This is a genomic window from Roseateles sp. P2_H4, from assembly GCF_056403315.1.
The window spans coordinates 1-24,084 of record NZ_JBFUFR010000014.1 but is presented as its reverse complement, the minus strand read 5'-3'; the positions used below and the strand labels follow the sequence as shown (position 1 = coordinate 24,084).

The following is a 24,084-nucleotide window of genomic DNA, read 5'->3' as shown; positions in this document are numbered from 1 at the left end:
CCGACGAATAAATGATCAAGGACTTGCAAACTTCGCGCCATAGCCCCTGTTCCCCTGGGCCGACAACGACGCCCGCCTGCAGCGAGGAACGCCACTGTCAGCTGAGGCGACACCCGCAAACAGGGGGCGGTATGTCGTGGGAAGCCGCGCCCGCGTTGGTAGCTTTGCCAAAAAAGAAAGGGCACCTCGCGGTGCCCTTCGTGCTTGCTGCGAGGCAGCGTCTGGATCACCAGAACTTGTAGTTTGCCGACACCGTGAAGTAGCGGCCGTACGGGTTGTGCAGGCCGGTGTTGTAGCCCAGCTGCGACCCCGTCGCGCCGATGGGATCGTAAGGAGCCTTCTCGTCGGTGAAGTTCTGGATGTTCAGGCTCAGCGTCAGATCCTTGAAGCCCCGGTACGTGTAGCCCACATCGAAAGTGATCCACTTGGACATCGAGCAGCTCGGGTAGCGGTTGATATAGAGGTCGCGGCCGTTGGTTGAGGTGGGTGCGACACCCAGCACGGCGCGGCTGAACAGGTTCTGGTCGTTCAACGCGCCACCGTAATGGCAGGTCGTGCCCGAGTAGTACAGCGGCACGACAGCGGGCGTGTTGCCGGCGGCCGGGATGTTGGTGCCGTCCATCTGGCGGATGAAGGACAGGCCGCTGACGTAGTTCATCGCGCCGCTCAGCGTGTGCGAGCCACTTTCGAACGCTGACGTAAAGCGCATCTTCAAGCGCGGCACGTCGGGCGCCGAAGTCGACCAGTCGGCAAGACCACCGCGGGTGCCCACCAGATTGTTCTTGGCGTACCCGGGGTGCTCGATGCGCTCGTATTTCAGCGTGTACTGGCCATTCAGCGAGTTGGTCCAGCGTACGCCGTCCATCACGGTGGCCGCCACTCGGGCCTCGAAGTCGATACCCGAGGTCATCGTCGTGCCCTGGTTGACCCAGGGCGTGGACACGGTCAGCAGCGGGCCGGTGCCGGCCACGCCGTTCAGCAGCAGGTTCGGGTTGGTGTCACGAACCACCGTGCCGGGCGGATAGGCCTCCGGATGATCGATCACGGACTGGCCGTCGGTCAGGGCCACTTCGTTGTTCTTGCGGATCTTCCAATAACCGAGCACGAGGTCCACGCCGGTGGTCGGGCTGAAGATCAGGCCCGCCGAGGTGTTGTACGAGTTCTCGGGCTTCAGGGTCGGGTTGCCGCCGCCCAGGCCGGCCACGCTCTTGGCGCAGTCGGCGGTTTCGGCGCCCGGCTTCGGCACAGGCGGTGTGGCTTCGGTGTTGCAGCGGACCGGGTCACGCAGGTTGTTCAGGAAGAACTGGGCACCGCCAGGGCTCACCTGCGACACCGACGGGGCGCGGAAGCCTTCGGAATAGCTGCTGCGGAAGGCCAGCGTGTCCAGCGCCTGCCACTTGACGCCAAACTTCGGCACAAAGTTGGTCTTCAGCGTCGGGTACTTGTCGACGCGCCCGGCGAGGTTCAACTCCAGGCCCTTGAGCACCGGGGCGACGACTTCGACGAAGGCCGACTTGACGACGCGGGAGYCCTTCACGGCCGTGTTAGCCAGGCCCAGGACGTTGCCGGCGGCGTTCTCGGGATCCGGCTTGATATCGATGGCTTCGCGGCGAATCTCGATACCGCCTGCCAGGCCGATGGCACCGCCAGGCAGCTTGCCGAACGTGGTGCTGGCCTTGGCATCCCATTGCAGCACTTCGGCCGAGCCGCTGTTGAGCAGCGGGCGCGACAGGTCCGGGTCAGCCGCGATCGAGGCCAGCGAGCGGTTCGTGCCGCCAAAGGCGGTGCCCAGCATCTGGCGCAGCACCGGCAGGCGCAGGAAGCCGTAGTAGTACTCGTCGCGGTCCGATTTGTTCCACAGCAGGCCGGACTCCCAATCGATGTCGGCACCGACGGTGCCACGCACGCCGGCCAGCGCACGCGTGCCGGTGTTTGTCAGATCGAAGCCGCCCGGGGCGCTCGGGAAGCGCAACTGCACGGCAGCGCGGGCAGTTGGGAATGGGTTGTCGGGGTGGCCGACTTCCAGGATAGGCTGGAAGCTCGCGGCCAGGCCGGTGCCGTTGAAGTTGTTGGACGGGCTCAGGCCGTTGATGGTGCGCGGCGCGCCGAGGTACTGGCGCTTGCTGCGGCTGTACATGAACTCGGCGAAGCCTTCCACGGTCCCGCCGAGCTTGGCGGTGCCGCGCCCCAGCAGGTTCAGATCATCACCCGGGCTCTGCATCTCGGCGAACTGGTCGAGGTTGTAGTTGCAGAAGGTGCGGCCGAGCAGGTGGTTGGTCGTGATGTTGTAGCGAGCGGTTTCGCCAACGATCTTCTCGGCGTCCGAGCAGGACGAGTTGTTGACCGTGTTGGTCGCAGGCACTGCGGCGGTCTGCGGGAAGCTGCGCGAGCCGGTAGCGCCATTTTCCTTGATGAACCAGGGCTGGTTGTTGTAGAGGAAGCTGCCGTAGGGGTTGCGGCGCAGGTTGATGGCACGGTAGTCGGCCGCCTGGATATCTTCGTCGGTCGAGTCGCCGACCATGCTGCGGCCCTTGTGGGTGAAGTCGATGCCTACGAAGACGTTGTAGCCCGTGGTTGCGAAATCGCCGAAACCGGCCGTGGCGCTGACGGTCTGGCGCTTGTATTCGCCGGCATCGTTGGCTGCGGCCAGGACTTTGACCTGGAAGCCTTGGTAGTCCTTGCGCGTGATGAAGTTGATCACGCCGGCCATCGCGTCAGAGCCATAGACGGCGGACGCGCCGTCCTTCAGCACTTCGATGCGGTCGATCGCCGACACCGGGATCGAGTTCAGGTCGTACAGCGTGGTCGTGCCGTTGTTCGGGTTGGCATAGGCCGACGGCGTCATGCGGCGACCGTTGATCAGCACCAGCGTGGACGTGGCGGTCTGGTTGCGCAGCGAAACCGTTGCGACGCCGCGAGAGAAGCCGTTCTGCGTGGCCGTGTCGTTGTAGCCGTCGTTGCCGATCGCCGGGATCAACTTCATCACTTCCAGCGCCGTGCGGGCGCCGCTGGCCTGGATGTCCTTGGCCGTGATGACGTCGATGGGCGATTCGGTCTCGCGCGAAATGCGCTTGATGTTGGTACCGGTGACTTCGACGCGCTCAAGCTGGGCGGCTTGCGTCTGCGCAATGGCCTGCACACAGAGGGCCTGAGCCGCCAGTGCGGTGAGCGTGATGGCGAGCTTTGGAATGTGTCCGGAGGATTTCATGGCAGTTAAGGCAGGTGAAATACGTCATCGCAGTCTGCTGCCGGCCTTCGCCGTGGACAAAGTCAGGTATGCCCCCTTGACAAGGCTGTACGCCATTTCCCGTTCTTTGCGAGTCAGAACGCGAATCTGGGGCGCCTCTGATAAAGGGGGGCAACGATCCTCGGATCGGGTCGATCACTTGAATCGACCCCACTCGCGCTATGGACGTCGCGAGGATGTAAACGTGGTCAATAGGCAACGCATGACGATGCGGTTTGCTCGCGCCTGCGACGTGGGGGCAGTCAGCTGGCCAATGGCAGGCTGCGCCGCCGCTCGCCCGTCAGCGCATACCAGGCATTGGCCAGTGCCGGCGCCACCGGCGGCAGGCCCGGTTCACCCACGCCGGTGGGCGGGCCCTCGCTCGGCATGAGATGAGTCTCGATGACGGGGCATTGCGCCAGCGTCATCAGGGGGTGATCAGGGAAGCTCTTCTGCTGCACCTCGCCGCCCACGATGTCGATGCGCCCCCACAGCGCGGCCGTCAGGCCGAAGACGATGCAGCTCTCCATCTGGCGAACGACGATGCCGGGGTTGACGACGGTGCCGCAGTCGATGGCGCAGACGACGCGCTTCACGCGCGGCTTGCCGTCCTGTTTCGTCACTTCGATGACCTGCGCCACGACGCTGCCAAAGCTTTCGTGCACGGCCACGCCACGAGCGACACCTGCGGGCAGCGGCTGGCGCCAGCCGGCCGCCTCGGCGGCGCGTTTCAGCACCGCCTGGTGGCGCGGCAGGCCCTCCAGCAGTGCAAGCCGGAAGGTCACCGGGTCGGCCTTGGCCGCATGGGCCAGCTCGTCGATGAAGCCCTCCTTGAAGAAGGCGTGGTGGGAGTGCCCCACCGCACGCCACATGCCGACCGGCACGCCGCTGCGCATGGCCTGGTGGGCGACGCGCGCGTTCGGGATGGCATAGGCCAGGTCGAAAAGGCCTTCGGACGCCGTCTTGTCCGGCGCATCACCGCGCTTGAAGAGGGCGGCCGGCGCGCGGCCGTCGGGGAAGGCGTTGCGGTTGAGCACGTCCAGCGTCGGCGCCAGGCCCGGTGCGACGCGCTCGACCCAGCGCGGCAGCATGGCGTCGGCCGCGTTCGTGATGGCCAGCGCCACCGGCTTGCCCGCGGCGTCCAGCCCGCCCTGCAGCACCGCCACCTCGGCGGGGCGGTAGAAGTCATGCGTCATGTCCTCCTCGCGCGACCAGACGAGCTGCACCGGCAGCCCGCCCATCTCCAGCGCGATGCGCACGGCCTGGGCGATGAAGTCCACGTCCAGGCGCCGGCCGAAGCCGCCGCCGAGATAGGTCACGTGCACGGTCACGGCTTCGGGCGCCACACCGGCCACGCGCGCGGCGACGTCGCGTGCAAAGCCCGGCACCTGGGTCGGCGCCCACACGGTGACATGGCCGTCCAGCACCTGCACCGTGCAGTTCATCGGCTCCATCGTGACGTGAGCGAGATGAGGCGCGCTGTAGACGGCCTCCACCCGGGTCGCGGCGCCAGCCAGCGCGGCTTTCGCGTCACCCTGATCCAGGAAGGCGAAGCCCTCGCCGGCCGCGTGGGCGCGGCGCGCCTCGCTCTCCAGCGACGCGAGGATGGCCTTGGATTCCAGCTTGCCATTAGGTGGTGCCTGCCATTGCACCTCCAGCGCCCTGGCGGCGTCGAGGGCATGCCAGGTCGTTCGAGCGACGACGGCATAGGCGGCGGTCGAGCCGGCGAGGGGGCCGAGGGCCACCACGCGCAGCACGCCGGACCGCGCGCGCACGGCGTCGACATTGGCCGGCCCCAGGCCGCCGCCCAGCATGGGGCAGTGGCGGATGGCGGCAAAGACCTGGCCGTGCTCGCGAACGTCCAGGCCGTAGCGCGCGCTGCCGTCGACCTTGGCAGCCAGGTCCAGGCGCGGCAGGGCCTGGCCGATCTGTGTCCATTGGCTGCGCGGCTTCAACACGACGTCGCCCGGCGGCGTCAGCGCGGCCTGGGCGGCGAGGGCGCCGTAATGGCTCAGCGCGCCGCTGGCGTGGTGGATGACGCCGGCCTTGACCGACAGCTCCGTCACCGGCAGCTTGTGCTTCAGCGCCGCGGCGCCCAACAGCTGCGCACGCGCCGTGGCAGCGGCCAGGCGCAGCGCATCCCAGGCATCGGCGGTGGTCGACGAGCCCCCGGTCAGGTTCAGCCCCAGCTCGCGCGCCACCTTGGCCGTGACCCAGGACGAGAACTTGAAGGCGCGGCGTTGCGCGTCGCGCGGGCCGAAGGGCATATTGCCCAGGGAGGCGGCGACATTGCCGTAGATGGCGTCATGGCCGGCTTCGGTCAGCCGCACCGTGTGCAGCGCCACGTCCAGCTCCTCGGCCACCAGTTGGGCCAACCCCGTGTGCACGCYCTGGCCCATCTCGCTGCGGTTCATGGCCAGCAGCACCGTGCCGTCGGCAGCGATCTTGATCCAGCCGTTCAGGCCCACCTCGCCGTCGACCGGCGGCAGCGTGTGCGAGTTGCCCAGGCGCGAGCGCGGCGGCATCAGGCCCCAGCCGACGATGAGGGCGCCGAGCGCACCGGCGCCGGTCAAAAGCAGCGTGCGCCGCTTCACTTCTTCAGCCCCTTGGAAGCCTGTTTGATGGCGGCCCGCACGCGCGGGTAGGTGCCGCAGCGGCAGAGGTTGGTCATCGCCGCGTCGATGTCGGCGTCGCTCGGGTTCTTGTTCTTCGCCAGCAGGGCCGCGGCGGCCATCAGCATGCCGCTCTGGCAATAGCCACACTGCGGCACCTGCTCGGCCAGCCAGGCGAGCTGCAGCGCATGCGGGTGGTCCTTGCTGCCCAGCCCCTCGATGGTCGTGATGGCCTTGCCGGCCACGGCGCCCAACGGCGTCACGCAGGAGCGCGTCGCCTGGCCGTCGACATGCACCGTGCAGGCGCCACAGGCCGCGATGCCGCAGCCGAATTTGGTGCCGGTCAGGCTCAGGCCATCGCGCAAGGCCCACAGCAGCGGCATCGCCGGGTCGCTGGCGATGTCCGGCAGCGTCGCGACCTGGCCATTTACTTTCAGTTCCATCGAGGCAAGCCCGGGTGGGGCGAAACATCAAAACAGCAGCCCAGGATAGCGGCCAAGACCGAAAATACCGGCATGAGTTCTCCCCAAGATGAAACAGCGCCCGACCTGCTGTTCGCCCTGCTGACCGACAGTGGCATTGCGCCCGACGGCCCCGACACGCTGGCCCCGCTGGCCGCCGCCCTGCATGCGCAATACCCGCGTGCCGTCACGCTGAACCTGCACCCGCCCTTGCGCGATGCCGAAGGCCGTTGCCGCTGGTGGCCGGGCGACCAGCCCACAGCCGATGGCGTCAATGCGGCCCTGCCGCAGCTGATCGACCGCCTGCGCACGCAAGCCCGCAAGCTCGACCTGCCCTGGCAGCGCGTGGCCCTGGCCGGCGTCGGCGACGGCGCGCTGCTGGCCCTGGAAGCCGTGCAGGCCGAGCCTGAGCTGGTGGGGCGCGTGCTGGCCTTTGCCGGCGGCTATCTGGCCCGGCCCGAGCATGCGCCGCAGGATGTCTGCATCCACCTGCTGCACGGCCTGGCCGACGAGCGCTTCAACTACCGCCACCTTGTCGACGCGGCCCAGTCCCTGGTCGACCTCGGCGCCGACGTGACGGCCGACCTGCTGCCCCATCTCGACCACGGCCTGCACCCGGCGCTGATCGACAAGGCCATGGAGCAGCTGCGCACCTTCATCCCGGCCAGGCTGTGGCGCGAGGCGGTGGTGGCCGCTCAGGAGAGCGAAAGGCCCGCCGACTGATGCGCGAGCTGGCCCTGGCCGCGATTGGCGTCTACCAGCGCTATGTGTCACCCTACAAGGGCTTTTGCTGCGCCTACCGCGCCCACACCGGTGGGGCGAGCTGCTCGGCGCTGGGCGCGCGGGTCATCCGGCGCCACGGGCTGCTGGCGGGCGGTGTGCTGCTGCGCCAGCGGATGAGGCGCTGTGGCGAGGTGCACCGGCAATTCCATCCTGCTGGGCCACGGCCGCTGGCGGCGCAACGCGGTGACTGCGACCTCGGCTGCGATGGACCTGGCGACGGCTGTGATGTCTGTGATGGCTGCGACGCCTGCGATGGGCCGGATCGCAAGCGCAAGGACAAGCCGACCGCCAGGAAGCAGCGCGACAGCGATCGCGGCAGCCGCCGCGATACGTGATCAGGCAGCCGCGACAGCCCGCGCTGCCAGTTCCGGAATCAGCGCCGCTCGGTAGGCCGCCGTGCCATGCAGGTCGCTGTTCAGGCCATCCGCGCTGACCTTGACCGCCCGCGCCGCCGCCGGGCTCCAGTCCCTCGTCAACGCGGTCTCCAGCTCGCTGCAGCGGAAAACGCCCGGCCCGGCACCCGTGACAGCCACGCGCACGCCGGCGTCCAGGCGCGCCACGAACACGCCCACCAGCGAGAAGCGTGAGGCCGGCTGCTTGAACTTCTGCCAGGCGGCCGCTTTCGGAATCGGGAAGCTGACGGCGGTGATCAGCTCGCCGTCCTGCAGGGCGGTCGTGAACAGGCCCTGGAAGAAGTCGTCGGCGGCGATCTGGCGGCTGCTGGTGTGGATGGTTGCCCCCAAGCCTAGCGTCGCCGCCGGGTAGCAGGCCGCGGGGTCGTTGTTGGCCAGGCTGCCGCCCAGCGTGCCGACGTTGCGCACCTGGCGGTCGCCGATGCGGCCGGCCAGGTCGGCCAGGGCAGGAATGGCGCTTTGCACATCGGCCGACGCGGCCACCATGGCGTGCGTCGTGGCGGCGCCGATGCGCACGCTCTTGCCATCGACCGTGATGCCCTGCAGGTCGGGTAGTCGTCTCACGTCGACCAGGCCGCTGGGCGCGGCCAGGCCGAGCTTGATGGCACCGAGCAGGGACTGGCCACCGGCCAGGAATTTGTCATCCGCGCCGAGGCGGGCGGCGGCAAGGGAGGATGCGGCTTGGTAGTTCATGGCGGTCGTCTCCTCAGGCCTTGGCCGATTGCATCGCCGTCCAGACCGTGCAGGGCGTTGCCGGCATGGCCAGGTCCTTGACGCCGATGGCGTTGCAGACGGCGTTCATCACCGCCGCCGGCGAGCCGATGGCGCCGGCCTCGCCGCAGCCCTTCACACCCAGCGGGTTGTGCGTGCAGGGCGTGCCCTTGGCCGTCTGCACCCGGAAGCTGGGCAGGTCGTCGGCACGTGGCATCGCGTAGTCCATATAGCTGCCGGTCAGCAGCTGGCCGCTTTCGGCGTCATACACGCCATGCTCCAGCAGCGCCTGGCCGATGCCCTGCGCCAGCCCGCCATGCACCTGGCCCTCGACGATCATCGGGTTGACGATGTTGCCGAAGTCGTCCACCGCGCTGAAGCGGTCGATGCGCACGACGCCGGTGGCCGGGTCCACCTCGACCTCGCAGACATAGCTGCCGGCCGGGTAGGTGAAGTTGCTGGGGTCGTAGAAGGCGTTCTCGTTGAGGCCGGGCTCCAGCTTGTCCAGCGGGTAGTTGTGCGGCACATAGGCCGTCAGCGAGACCTGTGCGAAGGGGATGACGCGGTCGGTGCCGGCGATGCGGTATTCGCCGTCCTTGAACTCGATGTCGCCTTCGCCGGCTTCCAGCAGATGGGCGGCGATCTTCTTGCCCTTGGCGATGACCTTGTCCAGCGCCTTGATGATGGCCGAGCCTCCGACGGCCAGCGAGCGGCTGCCATAGGTGCCCATGCCGAACAGCACCTTGCCGGTGTCGCCATGCTGGATGTCCACATCCTCCAGCGGAATGCCCAGGCGGTCGGCGACGACCTGCGCAAAGGTCGTCTCGTGGCCCTGGCCATGGGAATGGCTGCCGGTGAAGACGGTCACCTTGCCGGTCGGGTGCACGCGCACCTCGCTGGCCTCGAACAGGCCGGCGCGGGCGCCCAGGGCGCCGGCGACGTTGCTCGGCGCCAGGCCGCAGGCCTCGATATAGGTCGAGTAGCCGATGCCGCGCTTGAGCCCTTTGGCCTCGCTGACCGCCTTGCGCGCCGCGTAACCGGCCACGTCGGCGAGCTGCTCGACTTGCGTCAGCGTCGCGTCGTAATCGCCGGTGTCATAGGTCAGGCCCACCGGTGTCGCGTACGGAAACTCCTTGATGAAGTTGCGGCGGCGGATCTCGGCAGGGGCGATGCCGAGTTCGTGCGCGGCCGTCTCGACGAGGCGCTCGACGACATAGGTGGCCTCGGGCCGGCCGGCGCCGCGGTAGGCGTCCACCGGCGCGGTGTTGGTGAACACGCCGGTGACCTCGGCATAGATCCTGGGCGTCTTGTACTGGCCGGCCAGCAGCGTCGCGTACAGGATGGTCGGCACGCAGGAGGCGAAGGTGGACAGATAGGCGCCGAGGTTGGCCGTCGTGGCCACACGCATGGCCAGGAAGCGGCCGTCCTTGTCGGTGGCCAGCTCGGCCGTCGTCACATGGTCGCGGCCGTGGGCGTCACTGAGGAAGCTCTCGCTGCGCTCGGCCGTCCACTTGATCGGCCGGCCCAGCTGCTTGCTGGCCCAGACCAGTGCCGTCTCCTCGGCATACAGGAAGATCTTGGAGCCGAAGCCGCCGCCGACGTCGGGCGCCACGACGCGCAGCCGGTGCTCGGGAATGCCGAGCACGAAGGCGCACATCAAGAGGCGCTCGACATGCGGGTTCTGGTTGGAGACGTAGAGCGTGTAGTTCTCGTCCGCCGGGCTGTAGCTCGCGTTGGCGGCGCGCGGCTCGATGGCGTTGGGGATGAGGCGGTTGTTGCGGAAGCTCAGCTTGGTGACGTGGGCGGCGGCGGCCATTGCGGCATCGGTTGCGGCCTTGTCGCCGCAGCCCCAGGTGTAGCAGCGGTTGTCGGCGGCTTCGTCATGCACCGACGCCGCGTGGCCGGCCGCGGTGGCGGTGTCGGCGACGGCGGGCAACTCTTCGTAATCCACCTCCACCAGCGCCGCCGCGGCCTTGGCCTCGGCGAGTGTTTCGGCCACGACCAGGGCCAGCGCATCGCCCACGTAGCGCACCTTGCCGTCCGCCAGGATGGGGTGCTTGGGCTCCTTCATCGGCGTGCCGTCGATGCTGTTGATCAGCCAGCCGCAGGGCAGGCCGCCGACATCGCGGAAGTGTTCGCCGGTGTAGACGCCGAGCACACCCTCGGCGGCCTTCGCGGCTGCCGTGTCCACGCGCTTGAGCCGGGCATGCGCATAGCTGCTGCGCACGAAGACGCCATAGGTCTGCCTCGGTAGCACGATGTCGTCGGTGTACTGGCCGCGGCCGGTCAGGAAGCGCGCGTCCTCGCGGCGCTTGACGCTCTGGCCGATGAAACCTTCCTTGGGCGAGTTCATGTCACACCCCCTTCATGGCTTGAGCACCAGACTGCACCGCGCGGACGATGTTCTGGTAGCCCGTGCAGCGGCAGATATTGCCCTCCAGCCCTTCGCGGATGGCGGTCTCGCTGGAACAGTCGTGGTGCTGCACGAGGTCGATGGCGCTCATGACCATGCCCGGTGTACAGAAGCCGCATTGCAGGCCGTGACACTCCTTGAAGGCTGCCTGCATGGGGTGCAGCGTGCCGTCGTTGGCCGCCAGGCCTTCGATGGTCGTGATGCTGGCGCCATCGGCCTGCACGGCCAGCATGCTGCAGGCCTTCACGGCGCGGCCGTTGAGGTGGATGGTGCAGGCGCCGCACTGGGCGGTGTCGCAGCCGACATGGGTGCCGGTCAGGGCCAGGTCTTCGCGCAGCCACTGCACCAGCAGCTGGTCGGGAGTCACTTCGCGTCTGACCGCACGGCCATTGACCGTGAGCTGGATCTTCATCGCTTGTCTCCTTGAGGTTGGGGACGATGCTGTTCCTGCCTGCAGCGCTTGTGATTGCCGATTACCCTAGTGGAAATACAAGCTGGGGATACGCGAGCGATGGACAACCTCGACCTGAGCGTGCTGCGCACGGCCGCCGGCTGGCGTGCCGAGTCGCGCAGCGTGGTGCTGGGCACGATCACGCGCACCTGGGGCTCGGCGCCGCGGCCGGTGGGCTCCCTTGTCGCCGTGCGGGATGACGGCTTGATTACAGGCTCGGTGTCGGGTGGCTGCATTGAGGACGACCTCGTCGCCCAGCTGCGCGCCGGCAGCCTGGCGGTCGAGCGTCCCACGCCGCTGCGTTACGGCGTTGGGGCCGAGGAGGCGCGCCGCTTCGGCCTGCCCTGCGGCGGCACGCTGGAGCTGATGCTGGAGCCGTTGGGGCCGCAGTCGGGCCTGGACGAATTGCTGGTGCGGCTGGAGCGCGGCGAGCGCGTACGCCGCACGCTGGACCTGACCACCGGAAGCGCGACGCTGGCCGATGCCGAGCCGGGCGCCGACACGCTGAGCTTGAATGACAGCCAGCTCATCAGCCACCATGGCCCGCAATGGCGCCTGCTCGTCATCGGCGCCGGTCAGATGACCGACTACCTCGCCCAGATGGCGCTGGCCCTGGGCTACGGCGTGACCGTCTGCGACCCGCGTGCCGAGTACGCCGACGGTTTTGCGCTCGCCGGCGTCACGCTGACGCGCGACATGCCCGACGACGTCGTCATCGCCTTCAAGCCCGACGGCGCCACGGCCATCGTCGCGCTGACGCACGACCCCAAGCTCGACGACCTCGCGCTGATGGAGGCCTTGAAGGGCGCGGCGTTCTACGTCGGCGCCATCGGCTCGCGTGTCAACCAGGCCAAGCGCCGCGCACGGCTGGGAGAACACTTCGGGCTGACCGAGGCGGAGCTGGACCGCCTGCACGGCCCGGTGGGCCTGGACATCGGCGCACGCACACCGCCGGAGATTGCGCTGAGCATCCTGGCCGAGATGACAGCGGTGCGCTACCGCGCGGCCGGCGCTCGTCCTGAGGCCGGCTGTATCGTTTGAGTCGGGTATTTCGGGCCGAGCGCTGGGCCGCTCCCGAGCCGGCCCGCTCTGGCGATGTGCTTGCCGGTCAATCCGGCAAGCATCGCCGTCCCCTCGGGGGACCGACTGGGCTCGCCCGCGTGCAGCGAGGCGCGACCGGACGAGGGGCTTCTATTTCATCGTGTAGCCGCGGCCGTCCATACAAGCTTCCACCGCGCGATTGAACACGCTGCTGTCGGCCTGCGCATTCGGCTGGGTCGTCGCCCAGCGGTTGCAGTCGCGGCGGTCGTTCTCCAGCTGTTCGGTCGACTGGCCGTTGCGGGGGTAGATGATGGGCTCGGCCCTGGGCGCCGGGGGCGCCGGAGCGGGCATGACCTGGGCCGTGGCGGCCTCGGGCGGCGGCGTGACGACGGCATAGCCCTCGGGCACGGCCCGGTAGTAGACGCCGTTGGCGTAGTAATAGGGCAGGCCGCCCAGCGTCAGCGTCACATAGGCCGGCGGCAGCAGCGGGATGACGATGCCGACGGGCGGCAGCACGACGCGGTAGCGCGGGCCGTAGGGCTGGTACCAGACGCCGCCGTGGAACCAGTAGCGGCCCGGGCCGGCACCGACGACGACGGCGCCATAGGGCACATGGGGCGCGACATAGCCCGGGGCCGGGTAGTAGTGGTCGTGGTGGTAGCGGTTGTCGAACACCATGCCGATGTTGGCGCGGACGCGCACGTCGGCATGGGCGGATGGGGCTGAGAAGGCGGCGCACAGCGCGAGTGCGGCCGCGGCGGTGGAGTGGAGCAGGGAAGTCTTCATCGTCTTCAACCCGAAGTCAGGGGTGGATTGCCAACGCCAGCAGCCTCGCGTGGGTGCACTGCGGGGGCGTTGCGGCCACGTAAAGTTCAGCGCCTCCTCCTGTCCACAGCCTGTCGCCGCCATGATCGAACTGCTTTACTACCCCAGCAACGCCAGCTTCGCCCCCCACATCCTGCTCGAGGAGATGGGCATCCCCTACACGCTGCGCCAGGTGGACCGGGCCAACAACGAGCACAAGTCGCCGGCCTATCTGAAGCTGAATCCGAACGGCGTGATCCCGGTGCTGCTCGACGGTGACCTGGTGCTGTACGAAACGGCCGCCATCCTGATGCATCTGGCCGACTGCCACCCCGGTTTTGCACCGGCGCCCGGCAGCGCCGAGCGGGCCCAGTATTACAAGTGGATGGTCTGGCTGACCAACACCCTGCAGGCCATGTTGATCCACTACTTCTACCCGGACCGCATGGCCGCCAACGCCGACGAGGTCAAGGCGCGCGCCGAGGCGCAGATCGCGCCGATGCTGGACCAGATGGAGGCCGAACTGGCCCGCCATGGCGGTGACTGGTTCCTCGGCGAGCAGTACACCGCCGTCGACGCGCTGGCTTTCATGCTGTGCCGCTGGACGCGCATGCAGGCCAACCCGGCCAAGACGCGGCCGGCCCTGGGCGCCTATCTGAAGCGCGTCTTCGACCGGCCGGCGACGCAGCGCGTCGTGGCCAAGGAAAAGCTGCCGGATCCCGTTTTCTGAGTCAGTCCAGCGTTCGCCGGTAGCGCAGCAAGGCCACGCTGCCGGCGACAGCCAGGAAGGCCAGCATCGGCCAGACCTCCGGCAGCAGCTCCGCCGCACCCGAGCCCTTGAGCATGACGCCGCGCACGATACGCAGGAAATGCGTCAGCGGCAGCACCTCGCCCAGATATTGCGCCCATTGCGGCATGCCGCGAAAAGGGAACATGAAGCCCGACAGCAGCATGGACGGCAGAAAGAAGAAGAAGGTCAGCTGCAGGGCCTGGAGCTGGTTCTTGGCCAGCGTCGAGAAGGTGAAGCCGACACCGAGATTGGCCAGCATGAAGACGCCGATCATGGCCAGCAGCAAGCTCACGCTGCCCACCATGGGCACGTTGAACAGCGCAAAGGCGGCGCCGAGGATGACGCCCAACTGCACATAGCCCAACACGACATAGGGCAGGATCTTGCCGGCCATCACCTCGAAGGGCCGCACCGGCGTGGCCAGCAGGTTCTCCATCGTGCCGCGCTCGCGTTCGCGCGTCATCGCCAGCGCCGTCAGCATGACCATGGTCATCGTCAGGATGGTGCCGACCAGGCCGGGCACGATGTTGTAGCGGGACAGGCCTTCCGGGTTGTAGCGGCGCTGGATGCGCACCTCGAAGGGCAGCCCTTGAGGCGCCCGTGAGGCCAGCGCGCCGCGCAGGTCGCGGTTCAGCGCCGTCTGACCCAGCTGGCTCAGCGCGGCCATGGCATTGCCGCCGGCGGATGGGTCGGTGGCGTCAGCCGCGATCAGCACGGCGGGCTTCTCGCCGCGCACGACGCGGGCGCCGAAGTCGTCGGGCACGACGACGAGGAACTGGATGTCGCCGTTCTGCAGCAGCGCGTCGCCGCGCGACTCCGCGATGCCGCTCTCGACGACATGGAAATAGCCACTCGTCTGCAGCGCGGCCACCAGGCTGCGCGCCATCGGGCTCGCGTCCTGCGACACGATGGCCGTGGGCAGGCCCTTGGGGTCGGTGTTGATGGCATAGCCGAACAGCACCAGCTGCATGATGGGCACGCCGACGGCCATCGCGAAGGTCAGCTTGTCGCGCAGCATCTGCTGCACTTCCTTCAGCGCGATGGCGAACATGCGGGCCAGGGCTTGCATCGGCCTAAATCCGGTGGTTGGGCGCGCCCGAGGGACTGGCGAAGCGGGTTGCCAGCAAGGCGCGACGACGAAGTGGGCTTGTGCCCACGAGGAGGAGCAACGCAGCGGGCGGCCCGAAGCGCCAGACCAGCGGGCGCGCAGCGGTGGACAACGAAGTGGTGAAGGCGGTCAATGCCGCAAGGTTTTGATGGAACATGACTTTCGATGAGTAGGGAGCGGTCAACCGCCGGACTTAGGCCCTGGCTTCCGCGAAGTTGTCGGTGGCCTGGCCGACGAGTTTGACGAAGGCGTCTTCGAGATCGCTGGCGCCCGCCTCCTTCACGATGGACGCCGCCGTGCCGCGTGCCAGCACACGGCCATAGGCGATATAGACCAGCTCGTCGCAGCGCTCGGCCTCGTCCATGTAGTGCGTGGAAACGAGGACGGTGATGCCCTCCTGCGCGAGCTGGTGGATCTGGTCCCAGAACTCGCGCCGCGCCTTGGGATCGACGCCGGCGGTGGGCTCATCCAGCAGCAGCAGCCGGGGTTTGTGCAGCAGGCAGGCGGCCAGGGCCAGGCGCTGCTTCCAGCCACCGGACAGCGCGCCGGCGAGCTGTTTCTCGCGGCTCTTCAGCCCCAGGCGCTCCAGCGCGCCATCGACGGCCTGCCGGCGGTTCTCCATCGAGAACAGGCGCGCGATGAAGTCCAGGTTCTCGCGGATGGACAGGTCTTCGTAGAGACCGAACTTCTGCGTCATATAGCCGACCTGGCGCTTGACCTCGGGTGCCTGGCGGCGGAAGTCCAGGCCCAGCACCTTGCCCTCGCCGGCATCGGGCGTCAGCAGGCCGCAGAGCATGCGCAGCGACGTCGTCTTGCCGCTGCCGTTGGGGCCGAGGAAGCCGACGATGCGGCCGGTGGCGACCTGCATGTCGACGCCGTCCACGACCTTGCGGCCGCCGTAGGACTTGCTCAGGCCCCGGACGTCGATCGCAAGCTCTGTCATTGCGTGACATCCAAGGGCTGCCCCGGATGCAGCCTCTCCGCATCCTCCGCCTTCACCGGCCGCGCTTCGACGAGAAACACCAGCTTGTCGCGCTGCTGGTTGGAGTAGATGACCGGCGGCGTGTATTCCGGGCCGGCCGCGATGAAGCTGATGCGCGCGGGAATGGCCGCGCCGCAGCCGTCGCAGTGCAGGTTGACCGGCGTATCCAGCTTCAGCGAGCCGACCACCGACTGCGGCACATAGAAGCGTGCCTTGCGGTTGGCCGGCGGCAGCAGGGCCAGCACCGGCTGTCCGGCCCCTACCCATTCGCCGGGCCGCATGAAGACGTCCTGCACGCGGGCCGGCATGGGTGCGCTCTGGCGCTTTTGCTCGACGCGCCAGGCCGTCTGCGCGCGGCCGCTCTCGGCCGCCTGCGCGAGGGCGCGGGCGGCGTTGCGCTCGTCGTCGCGCGCGGGCAGGCGGCCGACCTGCAGCGCGGCATCCAGTTCCATCACGCGGGCGCGGGCCTGGGCCAGCACGGTGGCGGCGTCATCCACGCGGGCCTGGGCGACGAAGCCCTGGGCCCGCAGCTCCTGCTGGCGCGTCAGGTCGATGCTGGCCAGGCGCTCGGCGGCGCGGGCCTGGTCGAGCTGGGCCTTGGTGATGGCCAGCTCGGGCAGGCGCCGGCCCTTGTCGGCGTCCTGCGCCTGGGCCTGGGCGCTTCTCGCGCGTGCGCTGGCCTCCGCGTCGGCGGCGACCTCGGGCGTCGCGTCCAGCTCGAACAGTGCCTGGCCGGTGGTGACCGCCTCGCCGGAGCGCACGGCCAGCGTCGTCAGTCGCCCGGCCACCGGCGGTGCGATATAGACCAGCTCGGCCTCGGCATAGCCCGTCCAACCCTCGGGGGGCTTGTCACCGCAGCCGGCCAGCAGGCAGGGGATCATCCACAACRCAACTCTCATCGGCATCTCCATCACACACCACCTGCCAGGCCCAGCAAGGCCCATTCGATGCGGCGCTGCAGCGCCGCGTCAGACAGCACTTCGTCGTCCACCGCGGCCAGCAAGGCGGGCGGCACGGCGGCTATGGCCTTCATGCCGCCAACCAGGATCAGCGGCGCAATGACGGCGCCCATCAGGAACGAGAAGCGCGTCAGCAGCGGCTGCTGCGGCAGCCGGCCGAGGGCTTCGGCTTCCTGCAGCAGGGCCAGCAGCACGGCCAGGTGGCGCGGCGCATTCGTGCGCAGGAAGTCCTGGGCCACCGCCTGGCCACCCTGGGCATCGGCCCAGACGCGGGCAATCAGCGGCCGGTGCTCGCGCACAAAGCGCGCCACGCCCAGCAGGGCGACGGCCAGGCGCTCCATGACGTCGGCCTCACCCTGGCTGTTCAGTGACAAGGCGCCGAACATCTCCTCGTAGTGCTGCTGCAGCAGGGCGCGCAGGAAGGCGTCCTTGCTGCCGAAGTGGTAATGCACCATGGCCGGGTTGACGCCGGCGGCCTCGGCCACGCGGCGCACCGACAGGCCCGCGCAGCCGAGTGCCGGGTAGAGGGCGGCGCCGGCGGCGAGCAAGGCCTGGTCCTGGTCCTGGCTGGGGCGGGGCATGCCGGCAATTATTGGTCAAGTGTTCAGTAACGGCAAGTTGCGGCAAAAGGTCGCTTGCCATCACCGGCCGCTTCACTAGCATGCAGGCAACGAGGCCGCGCCCTGACGGCCCAGCTAGGAGACATGCCCATGGACCTCGCCACCTGGATGCGCAGCTTCACCATCCGCACCCGCATGCACGGGGCCATCGTGCTGGTGCTGCTGATGTTCGCGGCCCTGGGCCTGACCGGCCTGATGGGCGGCCGCCAGCTGATGGCGCTCAATGTCGACGTCACGACGCATGCGATGCAGGACCTGCGCCACCTCGCTGCCATCCGCCAGGCCCTGGCCGATGTGCGGCTGGAGGAGAAGCAAATGGTCATCGCTTATGAGGAGCCCGAGCAGGTCAAGCAGTTCCGCCAGCGCTGGGATGCCGCGGCGCAGCGCCTGACCCAGCCTCTGCAGGGCCTGCAGGAAGGCAAGCAGGCAGAGAACAAGGCGGCCGCCGCCGAGGCGCTGAAGTTCCTGCAGGACTACCGCACGGCGGCCCAGCCGGTGCTCAACCAGATCGAGGCGGGCGGCTTCGACACCGCCAAGGTGGCCGACCGCATGCTGAACCGCCCCAAGGCGGCGATGCGCGAGATCGAGAAACGCGTCGAGACCATCGCCGCGTTGATCGAGGCCCAGGCCAAGGCCACCGAGGCCGAGTTCGGCGCCGAGATCGGCCGCATCGGCTGGCGCTCGCTGGCGGTGCTGGTCGCCGTCATGGTGCTGGTCGTGCCGCTGACGCTGATCAACTCGTCCACCATCACCAGCCCGATGCGCTATGCCGGCAGCTTGGCCCAGTCGATTGCCGGGGGCGACCTGAACAACGACATCCGCATCGTCGGCCGCGACGAGGCCTCGGAGCTGCTGCGCGCCCTCGACGCGATGCAGGCCAGCCTGCGCGACCTGGTCCGGCAGGTGAAGACCTCGGCGCAGAGCATAGAGACCGCCAGCAGCGAGGTTGCCTCGGGCAACCAGGACCTGAGCCAGCGCACCGAGCAGGCGGCGTCCAGCCTGCAGCAGACGACCAGCTCGATGGAAGACCTGACCAGCGGCGTGCGCCATGGCGCCGATGCCGCCGGCAAGGCCCGCCAGCTCGCCGAGGGCGCGGCCGAGGTCGCGCGCCGCGGCGGCAAGGAGGTGGCCGAGGTCGTCACGACCATGGACCAGATCAACGACGGCTCGCGCCGCATCGGCGACATCGTCGGCCTCATCGACAGCATCGCCTTCCAGACCAACATCCTGGCGCTGAACGCGGCCGTCGAGGCGGCGCGCGCGGGTGAGCAGGGGCGCGGCTTTGCCGTCGTCGCCAGCGAGGTGAGAGCGCTGGCCCAGCGCTCGGCCGGCGCGGCGCGCGAGATCAAGTCGCTGATCGCCGCCAGCGTCGAGCGCACCGAGACCGGGGCGCGCCTGGTCCAGCATGCCGGCCACACCATGCAGGAGATCGTCGACAACGTGCAGAAGGTCAGCGACATGATCGGCGAGGTGGCCACGGGTGCGGCCGACCAGAGCTCACGCATCGGTCAGATCAACGGCGCCGTCAGCCAGCTCGACCACATGACGCAGCAGAACGCGGCGCTGGTGGAGGAGTCCGCCGCGGCCGCCGACAGCCTGAAGCAGCAGCTGCAGCTGCTGACCGGGGCGGTGGCGCAGTTCAGGCTCGACGAGAACGCCTAGAATCCGCCGCATAGCGCCGATTTGTTCCGGATTGCGGGCGCTCAATAAATGCCGCTAAACAGGGCTCCGAGATCAACCGGCGTCCCGCAAGTGGCCGCCGGGTTTTGTTTTTCTGGAGTAAGGCCATGACGGGCCGTAGCGTCGGTGACGTGTCGCCGCAGAGTTTTCATTTCGACGAACCACTGCCGCTGCGCAGTGGGGCCAGCCTGCCGGCCTACGACCTGATGGTCGAGACCTATGGCCAGCTCAATGCCGAGCGCAGCAATGCGGTGCTGGTCTGCCATGCGCTGAATGCCAGCCACCATGTGGCCGGTACCCACGCCGGCGAGGCCAGGAGCGAAGGTTGGTGGGACAACCTCATCGGCCCGGGCAAGCCGCTGGACACCGACAAGTTCTTCGTCATCGGCGTCAACAACCTCGGCTCCTGCTTCGGCTCCACCGGCCCCATGCACATCAACCCGGCGACGGGCCAAGCCTGGGGGGCGGACTTCCCCGTCGTCACCGTGCAGGACTGGGTCGATGCGCAGGCGCGTCTCGTCGAGCGCTTCGGCATCCTGAAGCTCGCGGCCGTGCTCGGCGGCTCGCTCGGCGGCATGCAGGCGCTGGACTGGGCGCTGCGCTACCCCGAGCGCGTGGCCCATTGCATCGCCATCGCGACGGCGCCCAATCTGTCGGCGCAGAACATCGCCTTCAACGAGGTGGCGCGGCGCGCGATCGTCACCGACCCCGACTTCCACGGCGGCCATTTCTATGCCCATGGCGTCGTGCCCAAGCGCGGCCTGCGCGTGGCGCGCATGATCGGCCACATCACCTATCTGAGCGACGACGTGATGGCCGAGAAGTTCGGCCGCGAGCTCAAGGGCGGCAAGGACGGTGCCTTGGGCTATTCGACGCAGGAGATCGAGTTCCAGATCGAGAGCTATCTGCGCTACCAGGGCGACAAGTTCAGCGACTACTTCGACGCCAACACCTATCTGCTCATCACGCGCGCGCTGGACTACTTCGACCCGGCGTCCGAGCATGGCGGCGACCTGAGCCTGGCCTTCGCCACGGCGCGGGCCAAATTCCTCATCGCCAGCTTCACGACCGACTGGCGCTTCTCGCCCGACCGCTCGCGCGAGATCGTCAAGGCCTTGCTCGACAACCGGCTGGACGTGACCTATGCCGAGATCGACGCGCCGCATGGCCACGACGCCTTCCTGCTCGATGACCCGCGCTATCACGGCGTGCTGAGGGCCTATTTCGAACGCGTTGCCACGAGCCTGGAGCGGCCCGCCGGCCTGCAGCTGAAGGGGGTGGCGGTATGAGCTTCGACCCGGCCATCGCGGCCCTCGTGCCGCCCGGCTCGCGCGTGCTCGACCTGGGCTGCGGCACCGGCGAGCTGCTCGAGCACCTCATCAAGCACAAGGGCTGCAGCGGCTACGGCGTGGAGCTGGACGACGCCAACCTGCTGGCCTGCGTGAAGCGCGGCGTCAATGTCATCCAGCGCAACCTGGAAGAAGGCCTGGCCATCTTCGAGGACCAGAGCTTCGACGTCGTGCTGCAGTTGGAGACGCTGCAGAACCTGCGCAATGCCGAGGCCATGCTGAAGGAGACGGCGCGCGTCGGCAAGATCGGCATCGTCAGCTTCCCCAACTTCGCCCACTGGCCCAACCGGCTGCAGGTGCTGTTCGGCCGCATGCCGGTGACGCGAGCCCTGCCCTACGAGTGGTACGACACGCCCAATATCCGCGTCGGTACCTTTGCCGACTTCGGCGTGCTGGCGCGCAAGAACCGGCTCAAGATCCTGGACAGCTTCGGCCTGCAGGATGGGGGTGTGGTGCGCTCGATGCCGAACCTGATGGCCAGCGTGGCGGTCTTCAAATTCGAAAGAGAGTGATCCCCCTTACCGCGGCTTGAAGATGGCTTCGAGCAGATCCGGCCGTCCCTCCACACGCTCCAGCACCGGGTGACGCGGGCCGGTACGCACGTCCAGTGTGACGGTGCGGAACTCGTCGTCGCGGCGGATCAGCAGCTGCAGGGGCTTGTCACCGCCGCGGTTGGCCTTCAACGCGGCTTCGGCGCGCTCCGGCGTGTAGGCCATGCCTTGAACGGCCAGCAGCTTGTCGTCGGGCGCCAGCCCGGCGTCGAAGGCGGGTGAGGCCCAGTTGACGGCGGCCACGCCGCCGTCGGCATCCACGCTCAGGCCTGCCGAGTAGCGCATTGAGAACACCGGCTTCTTGGCGCTCAGTGAAGCGAGCTGCAACGGCGTGCGCTGGTCGACAAAGCCGACAGCCCAGCCGCTGCGCGCGAGGCCGTCGAGCGTCGTCGCCGGCAGGCGATGGTCCAGCCGCGCGCGCAGGAAGGCGCGCCAGTCCAGCGGCTGCACGGCATTCAGGGCCGCCACGACATCGTCGAAGCCGTAGAGGCTGGGACCCTTGTCGCCATCCTGGCCGACAAGGAAGCGCCGTGCAAAGTCGTCCAGCGAGCGCTGGCCGCCGCTGCGCTCGCGGATCAGCGTGTCGGCGTCCAGCCAGATCAGCAGCGCCGCGTCCCAGTAGTAGTCGTAGCCGCGCGTCCAGTCCCACCACTTCTGCGTGCCGTCCGAGGCCAGCGCGGGCGAGTTCGTCGTGTCCTGCAGATCGCGCCACTGGCGGCCGGGCAGCTCCGCCGTGCGTGCGCCGGCCCAGGCCAGTTCCTGGCGCATCTGCTCCACCGTCACCAGCCCGCTGCGCGCGGCCAGCACCTGGCCCCAATACTGCGTCAGGCCCTCGTAGACCCACAGCAGTTCGTTGCGCGTCGGCGAGTTCAGGTCGCGCTGCTCCAGCCCCAGCGGGCGGCGGAACTTGCCGTTCCAGGCATGCGTCAGCTCGTGGGCCAGGTCGTCGCGCGAGCGGCTGGCAGCGGCCCAATCGTCGAAGTAGTTGCCGTCGTAGCTGTTCTCGCTGGACTCATGGTGTTCCAGCGCGATATGGCCGAAGCCCTTGCCGTCGGCCAGCAGCAGGTCGTAGTGCCGCCAGGGTCGGAAGCCGAACAGCTTCTCGGCCTGCTGCAGCAGGCGGCGGTGGGCGTCGATCTGCTCGTCGCTGGGCGCCGTGCCGCCCTCGCGCTTGCGGAACAGGTGCAGCGTGGCGGGTCGCGCCGTGCCGGGCGGGTCCAGCTCGACGCGGCGGTAGTTGGCGCCTGCGTAGACGGGCGAGTCCAGCAGCGTCTCCAGCGTCTCGGTCTGGAAGGCCACCCAGGCTTCGCCGGCCACCGTCTTCGTCGCTGCCCGCAACGCGCTGCCCCATTGCCAGCCGGCGGGCAGCTTGACCTGGCTGGCCACCTCGATCTCGGCAAGCGGCCGGCCGGCGGGATAGAGCAGCAGCGCAGGCCAGGTCAGCGCGAGCGCGTCGCGCGTCAGCAGGCTGTCGCTCAGCGCACCCTTGCTCGGGCCCAGCCACTGGTAGTGGACGTCCACCGCCTGCGCGCCGGCAGGCACCTGCACGTCGAATCCCTGCAGTTCATCGGGCGCACGCGTCCACAGCAGGCGCTGCCCGCCCACGCGCACGGTCAGGCCGGCGAGCTGGGCGACGTCGCCCACCGGGCCGTGATGGCCGGGAAGCCAGCGCGGGTAGAGCAGGCGCAGCGGCCCCGGCGTGGCCGGGATGGTGGCGTGGACCTGGAAGATCCATTGCGCCGTGTTGCTGGCATCGACGCGAACGGTCATGGCGGGCCGGGGCGAGGTGTCGTCGGTCGCGGCGCTTGCCGTGCCCGGGCCGGTCCAGGCGATGAGGGCGCCCAGCAGTGCCGCCAGCCAGCCGGCCGACCATTTGGAAACCTGGTTTGACATGCGCTCCGCTCCCCTTGGCAGACGAAGAGGCGGGCGGCGACGCTGCCCTGAACCTCGTCCTGCTGATTCAGACGGAGAGCGGCGGGCGAACCGGACATCGCGCGGCGCGACGGCGCGGATGCAAAGGCTCGCCTCGGGCGGAGGTGGCGCGCGCCCTCCCGGCGCGCGCGTCGTCAGGCCGTGATCAGGCCGACTTCTTGTGGCCCTTCTTGGCGGCCTTCTTGTGCTTGGCCTTGGCGGTCTTCTTGGCGGCGGTCTTGGCGTGCACGCCGCTGCTGACCTGGCTGGTCTTGTGGTGCGGGGCCACGCGGGCCTCGGCGGCCGGGGCGGCGATGGCGATGGCGGTGACGAGGGCGGTGAGCAGGGCTTTCATCGTGGAGCTCCAAAAATTAGATGGGGTGAGCGTAGCGGAGCCAGCCTTCAGTCAGCTGCCTTTGCGGACGACGACACCGTCGTCGGTGCGTTCGTCATCCTTGAACACACCCTCCCAGCGGTCGCCGCTGGGCCAGTGGAAGACGCCCTGGCCGTGCTTGAGGCCGCGCGCCCACGCGCCGTCGTAGCGTTCGCCGCTCTTCCAGGCATATTTGCCCTGGCCGTGGGCCTTGCCGGCCTCGAACTGGCCTTCGTAGACGTCGCCGTTGGGAAAGACCATGCGGCCGCTGCCCTGGGGCAGGCCGGCCGCCATCTGGCCCTCGTACTGGTTGCCGTTGGCGAAGCGCATCTTGCCCTGGCCCTGGGGCTTGTCGTTGACCCAGTCGCCCTCGAAGCGCTGGCCGCTGATCCAGGCATAGCTGCCGCGGCCATGCGGCAGGCCCTGGCGGATCTGGCCGGTGTAGACGTCGCCGGAGGCATAGGTGAGCTTGCCTTCGCCTTCGGGCTGGCCGTCCACCAGCGTGCCCTCGTACAGGTTGCCGTTGGCGAAGCTCATGACGCCCTTGCCGGTGGCGCGGTCGGTCACCCAGTCTCCCCTGTAGCGTTGGCCGCCGGCCCAGCGGATCTCGCCGACGCCCTGGCGCTGGCTGCGCAGCAACGGGCCTTCGTAGACATCGCCGTTCTTCCATTCGACGCGGCCGGTGCCGCTGACGGTGTCGTCGTCATTGCGGACGAACTGGCCGACATAGCGCGTGTCGCCGGCGGTGCGGTCGAAGAGCTTGGGCTCGGGTGCGGGTGCAGGCACCGGCACGGCAGCAGCGGCCTGCGCCGGCGGCGTGGTCGGCGTGGCCGCCTGGCGCGGCGG

Annotated in this window: 20 protein-coding genes, 1 pseudogene and 1 riboswitch; of the genes and pseudogenes, 7 read left to right on the top strand and 14 right to left on the bottom strand. The window is 68.7% G+C overall.

The window, feature by feature from the left end:
• Positions 1 to 226 precede the first annotated feature (226 nt).
• From AC1DW3_RS12305 to AC1DW3_RS12295, 3 genes are all read right to left on the bottom strand, one after another.
• Complete coding sequence (locus tag AC1DW3_RS12305; RefSeq protein ID WP_477931598.1) at positions 227 to 3,208, bottom strand: TonB-dependent receptor plug domain-containing protein; 2,982 nt, start codon at positions 3,206 to 3,208, stop codon at positions 227 to 229.
• A 281-nt stretch (positions 3,209 to 3,489) separates the two neighbouring features.
• On the bottom strand, positions 3,490 to 5,820 hold the full coding sequence (locus AC1DW3_RS12300; RefSeq protein WP_477931597.1) for a xanthine dehydrogenase family protein molybdopterin-binding subunit: 2,331 nt from the start codon (positions 5,818 to 5,820) through the stop codon (positions 3,490 to 3,492).
• Positions 5,817 to 6,281, bottom strand: a complete 465-nt coding sequence (locus AC1DW3_RS12295; protein ID WP_477931596.1) for a (2Fe-2S)-binding protein — start codon at positions 6,279 to 6,281, stop codon at positions 5,817 to 5,819. The genes AC1DW3_RS12300 and AC1DW3_RS12295 overlap by 4 nt, the downstream gene beginning before the upstream one ends.
• Before the next feature lie 72 nt (positions 6,282 to 6,353).
• Between AC1DW3_RS12295 and AC1DW3_RS12290 the strand changes: the two genes are divergently transcribed.
• Together AC1DW3_RS12290 and yidD are read left to right on the top strand one after the other, a co-directional pair.
• Positions 6,354 to 7,022 carry an alpha/beta hydrolase family protein gene (locus AC1DW3_RS12290; RefSeq protein WP_477931595.1) on the top strand — a complete coding sequence of 223 codons (669 nt, stop codon included), beginning with the start codon at positions 6,354 to 6,356 and terminating at the stop codon, positions 7,020 to 7,022.
• Positions 7,022 to 7,417, top strand: a complete 396-nt coding sequence (yidD, locus tag AC1DW3_RS12285; RefSeq protein WP_477931594.1) for a membrane protein insertion efficiency factor YidD — start codon at positions 7,022 to 7,024, stop codon at positions 7,415 to 7,417. Before AC1DW3_RS12290 ends, yidD begins: the two co-directional genes overlap by 1 nt.
• On the opposite strand, the gene AC1DW3_RS12280 is transcribed toward yidD, so the two are convergent.
• Genes AC1DW3_RS12280 through AC1DW3_RS12270 form a run of 3 tightly spaced genes read right to left on the bottom strand, consistent with a single transcriptional unit; the run spans position 7,418 to position 11,031 of the window.
• Complete coding sequence (locus AC1DW3_RS12280; RefSeq protein ID WP_477931593.1) at positions 7,418 to 8,188, bottom strand: FAD binding domain-containing protein; 771 nt, start codon at positions 8,186 to 8,188, stop codon at positions 7,418 to 7,420.
• A 13-nt stretch (positions 8,189 to 8,201) separates the two neighbouring features.
• Positions 8,202 to 10,559, bottom strand: a complete 2,358-nt coding sequence (locus tag AC1DW3_RS12275) for a xanthine dehydrogenase family protein molybdopterin-binding subunit (RefSeq protein ID WP_477931592.1) — start codon at positions 10,557 to 10,559, stop codon at positions 8,202 to 8,204.
• Position 10,560: 1 nt separating this feature from the next.
• On the bottom strand, positions 10,561 to 11,031 hold the full coding sequence (locus tag AC1DW3_RS12270; protein ID WP_477931591.1) for a (2Fe-2S)-binding protein: 471 nt from the start codon (positions 11,029 to 11,031) through the stop codon (positions 10,561 to 10,563).
• Positions 11,032 to 11,130: 99 nt separating this feature from the next.
• Here AC1DW3_RS12270 and AC1DW3_RS12265 point away from each other — a divergent pair, with 99 nt between their 5' ends.
• Positions 11,131 to 12,111, top strand: a complete 981-nt coding sequence (locus tag AC1DW3_RS12265; protein WP_477931590.1) for an XdhC family protein — start codon at positions 11,131 to 11,133, stop codon at positions 12,109 to 12,111.
• Between the two features lie 150 nt (positions 12,112 to 12,261).
• Here AC1DW3_RS12265 and AC1DW3_RS12260 read toward each other — a convergent pair whose 3' ends face one another.
• Positions 12,262 to 12,897 (bottom strand): DUF6515 family protein, encoded by a 636-nt coding sequence (locus AC1DW3_RS12260; RefSeq protein WP_477931589.1) that lies wholly within the window; start codon positions 12,895 to 12,897, stop codon positions 12,262 to 12,264.
• Positions 12,898 to 13,018: 121 nt separating this feature from the next.
• Here AC1DW3_RS12260 and AC1DW3_RS12255 point away from each other — a divergent pair, with 121 nt between their 5' ends.
• Entirely contained in the window at positions 13,019 to 13,645 is a 627-nt protein-coding gene (locus tag AC1DW3_RS12255; protein WP_477931588.1) for a glutathione S-transferase family protein, read from the top strand.
• Between the two features lies 1 nt (position 13,646).
• On the opposite strand, the gene AC1DW3_RS12250 is transcribed toward AC1DW3_RS12255, so the two are convergent.
• The 4 genes and pseudogenes from AC1DW3_RS12250 to AC1DW3_RS12235 form a co-directional block, all read right to left on the bottom strand.
• On the bottom strand, positions 13,647 to 14,774 hold the full coding sequence (locus tag AC1DW3_RS12250; RefSeq protein WP_477931587.1) for an ABC transporter permease: 1,128 nt from the start codon (positions 14,772 to 14,774) through the stop codon (positions 13,647 to 13,649).
• A 307-nt stretch (positions 14,775 to 15,081) separates the two neighbouring features.
• Positions 15,082 to 15,756: pseudogene (gene ccmA, locus AC1DW3_RS12245) on the bottom strand (heme ABC exporter ATP-binding protein CcmA); the annotation flags it as partial.
• Positions 15,753 to 16,694, bottom strand: a complete 942-nt coding sequence (locus tag AC1DW3_RS12240; protein WP_477931586.1) for an HlyD family secretion protein — start codon at positions 16,692 to 16,694, stop codon at positions 15,753 to 15,755. The pseudogene ccmA and the gene AC1DW3_RS12240, both read right to left, overlap by 4 nt.
• Before the next feature lie 11 nt (positions 16,695 to 16,705).
• Positions 16,706 to 17,335: a TetR/AcrR family transcriptional regulator gene (locus tag AC1DW3_RS12235; RefSeq protein ID WP_477931585.1), complete on the bottom strand. Its 630-nt coding sequence runs from the start codon at positions 17,333 to 17,335 to the stop codon at positions 16,706 to 16,708.
• A gap of 129 nt (positions 17,336 to 17,464) precedes the next feature.
• On the opposite strand from AC1DW3_RS12235, the gene AC1DW3_RS12230 reads away from it, so the two are divergent.
• The 3 genes from AC1DW3_RS12230 (at position 17,465) to metW (ending at position 20,915) form a co-directional block, all read left to right on the top strand.
• Positions 17,465 to 19,036 (top strand): methyl-accepting chemotaxis protein, encoded by a 1,572-nt coding sequence (locus AC1DW3_RS12230; protein WP_477931584.1) that lies wholly within the window; start codon positions 17,465 to 17,467, stop codon positions 19,034 to 19,036.
• Between the two features lie 3 nt (positions 19,037 to 19,039).
• Positions 19,040 to 19,115: riboswitch (SAM riboswitch) on the top strand.
• Positions 19,116 to 19,161: 46 nt separating this feature from the next.
• Positions 19,162 to 20,343, top strand: a complete 1,182-nt coding sequence (metX, locus tag AC1DW3_RS12225; RefSeq protein ID WP_477931583.1) for a homoserine O-succinyltransferase MetX — start codon at positions 19,162 to 19,164, stop codon at positions 20,341 to 20,343.
• Positions 20,340 to 20,915 (top strand): methionine biosynthesis protein MetW, encoded by a 576-nt coding sequence (metW, locus tag AC1DW3_RS12220; protein ID WP_477931582.1) that lies wholly within the window; start codon positions 20,340 to 20,342, stop codon positions 20,913 to 20,915. Before metX ends, metW begins: the two co-directional genes overlap by 4 nt.
• Before the next feature lie 6 nt (positions 20,916 to 20,921).
• On the opposite strand, the gene AC1DW3_RS12215 is transcribed toward metW, so the two are convergent.
• The 3 genes from AC1DW3_RS12215 to AC1DW3_RS12205 form a co-directional block, all read right to left on the bottom strand.
• On the bottom strand, positions 20,922 to 22,847 hold the full coding sequence (locus tag AC1DW3_RS12215) for a M61 family metallopeptidase (RefSeq protein WP_477931581.1): 1,926 nt from the start codon (positions 22,845 to 22,847) through the stop codon (positions 20,922 to 20,924).
• A gap of 184 nt (positions 22,848 to 23,031) precedes the next feature.
• Positions 23,032 to 23,220, bottom strand: coding sequence for a hypothetical protein (locus AC1DW3_RS12210; RefSeq protein WP_477931580.1), 189 nt, complete (start codon positions 23,218 to 23,220; stop codon positions 23,032 to 23,034).
• Between the two features lie 51 nt (positions 23,221 to 23,271).
• A partial coding sequence (locus AC1DW3_RS12205; RefSeq protein WP_477931579.1) for an MORN repeat-containing protein occupies positions 23,272 to 24,084 on the bottom strand: 813 nt, incomplete at its 5' end.

What these genes read in the sequence shown, in the direction of transcription:
- AC1DW3_RS12295 (WP_477931596.1), bottom strand. Translation starts at nt 6,281, where the DNA reads ATGGAACTGAAAGTAAATGGCCAGGTCGCGACGCTGCCGGACATCGCC.
- AC1DW3_RS12290 (WP_477931595.1), top strand. Translation starts at nt 6,354, where the DNA reads ATGAGTTCTCCCCAAGATGAAACAGCGCCCGACCTGCTGTTCGCCCTG.
- yidD (WP_477931594.1), top strand. Translation starts at nt 7,022, where the DNA reads ATGCGCGAGCTGGCCCTGGCCGCGATTGGCGTCTACCAGCGCTATGTG.
- AC1DW3_RS12280 (WP_477931593.1), bottom strand. Translation starts at nt 8,188, where the DNA reads ATGAACTACCAAGCCGCATCCTCCCTTGCCGCCGCCCGCCTCGGCGCG.
- AC1DW3_RS12275 (WP_477931592.1), bottom strand. Translation starts at nt 10,559, where the DNA reads ATGAACTCGCCCAAGGAAGGTTTCATCGGCCAGAGCGTCAAGCGCCGC.
- AC1DW3_RS12270 (WP_477931591.1), bottom strand. Translation starts at nt 11,031, where the DNA reads ATGAAGATCCAGCTCACGGTCAATGGCCGTGCGGTCAGACGCGAAGTG.
- AC1DW3_RS12265 (WP_477931590.1), top strand. Translation starts at nt 11,131, where the DNA reads ATGGACAACCTCGACCTGAGCGTGCTGCGCACGGCCGCCGGCTGGCGT.
- AC1DW3_RS12260 (WP_477931589.1), bottom strand. Translation starts at nt 12,897, where the DNA reads ATGAAGACTTCCCTGCTCCACTCCACCGCCGCGGCCGCACTCGCGCTG.
- AC1DW3_RS12255 (WP_477931588.1), top strand. Translation starts at nt 13,019, where the DNA reads ATGATCGAACTGCTTTACTACCCCAGCAACGCCAGCTTCGCCCCCCAC.
- AC1DW3_RS12250 (WP_477931587.1), bottom strand. Translation starts at nt 14,774, where the DNA reads ATGCAAGCCCTGGCCCGCATGTTCGCCATCGCGCTGAAGGAAGTGCAG.
- AC1DW3_RS12235 (WP_477931585.1), bottom strand. Translation starts at nt 17,335, where the DNA reads ATGCCCCGCCCCAGCCAGGACCAGGACCAGGCCTTGCTCGCCGCCGGC.
- AC1DW3_RS12230 (WP_477931584.1), top strand. Translation starts at nt 17,465, where the DNA reads ATGGACCTCGCCACCTGGATGCGCAGCTTCACCATCCGCACCCGCATG.
- metX (WP_477931583.1), top strand. Translation starts at nt 19,162, where the DNA reads ATGACGGGCCGTAGCGTCGGTGACGTGTCGCCGCAGAGTTTTCATTTC.
- metW (WP_477931582.1), top strand. Translation starts at nt 20,340, where the DNA reads ATGAGCTTCGACCCGGCCATCGCGGCCCTCGTGCCGCCCGGCTCGCGC.
- AC1DW3_RS12215 (WP_477931581.1), bottom strand. Translation starts at nt 22,847, where the DNA reads ATGTCAAACCAGGTTTCCAAATGGTCGGCCGGCTGGCTGGCGGCACTG.
- AC1DW3_RS12210 (WP_477931580.1), bottom strand. Translation starts at nt 23,220, where the DNA reads ATGAAAGCCCTGCTCACCGCCCTCGTCACCGCCATCGCCATCGCCGCC.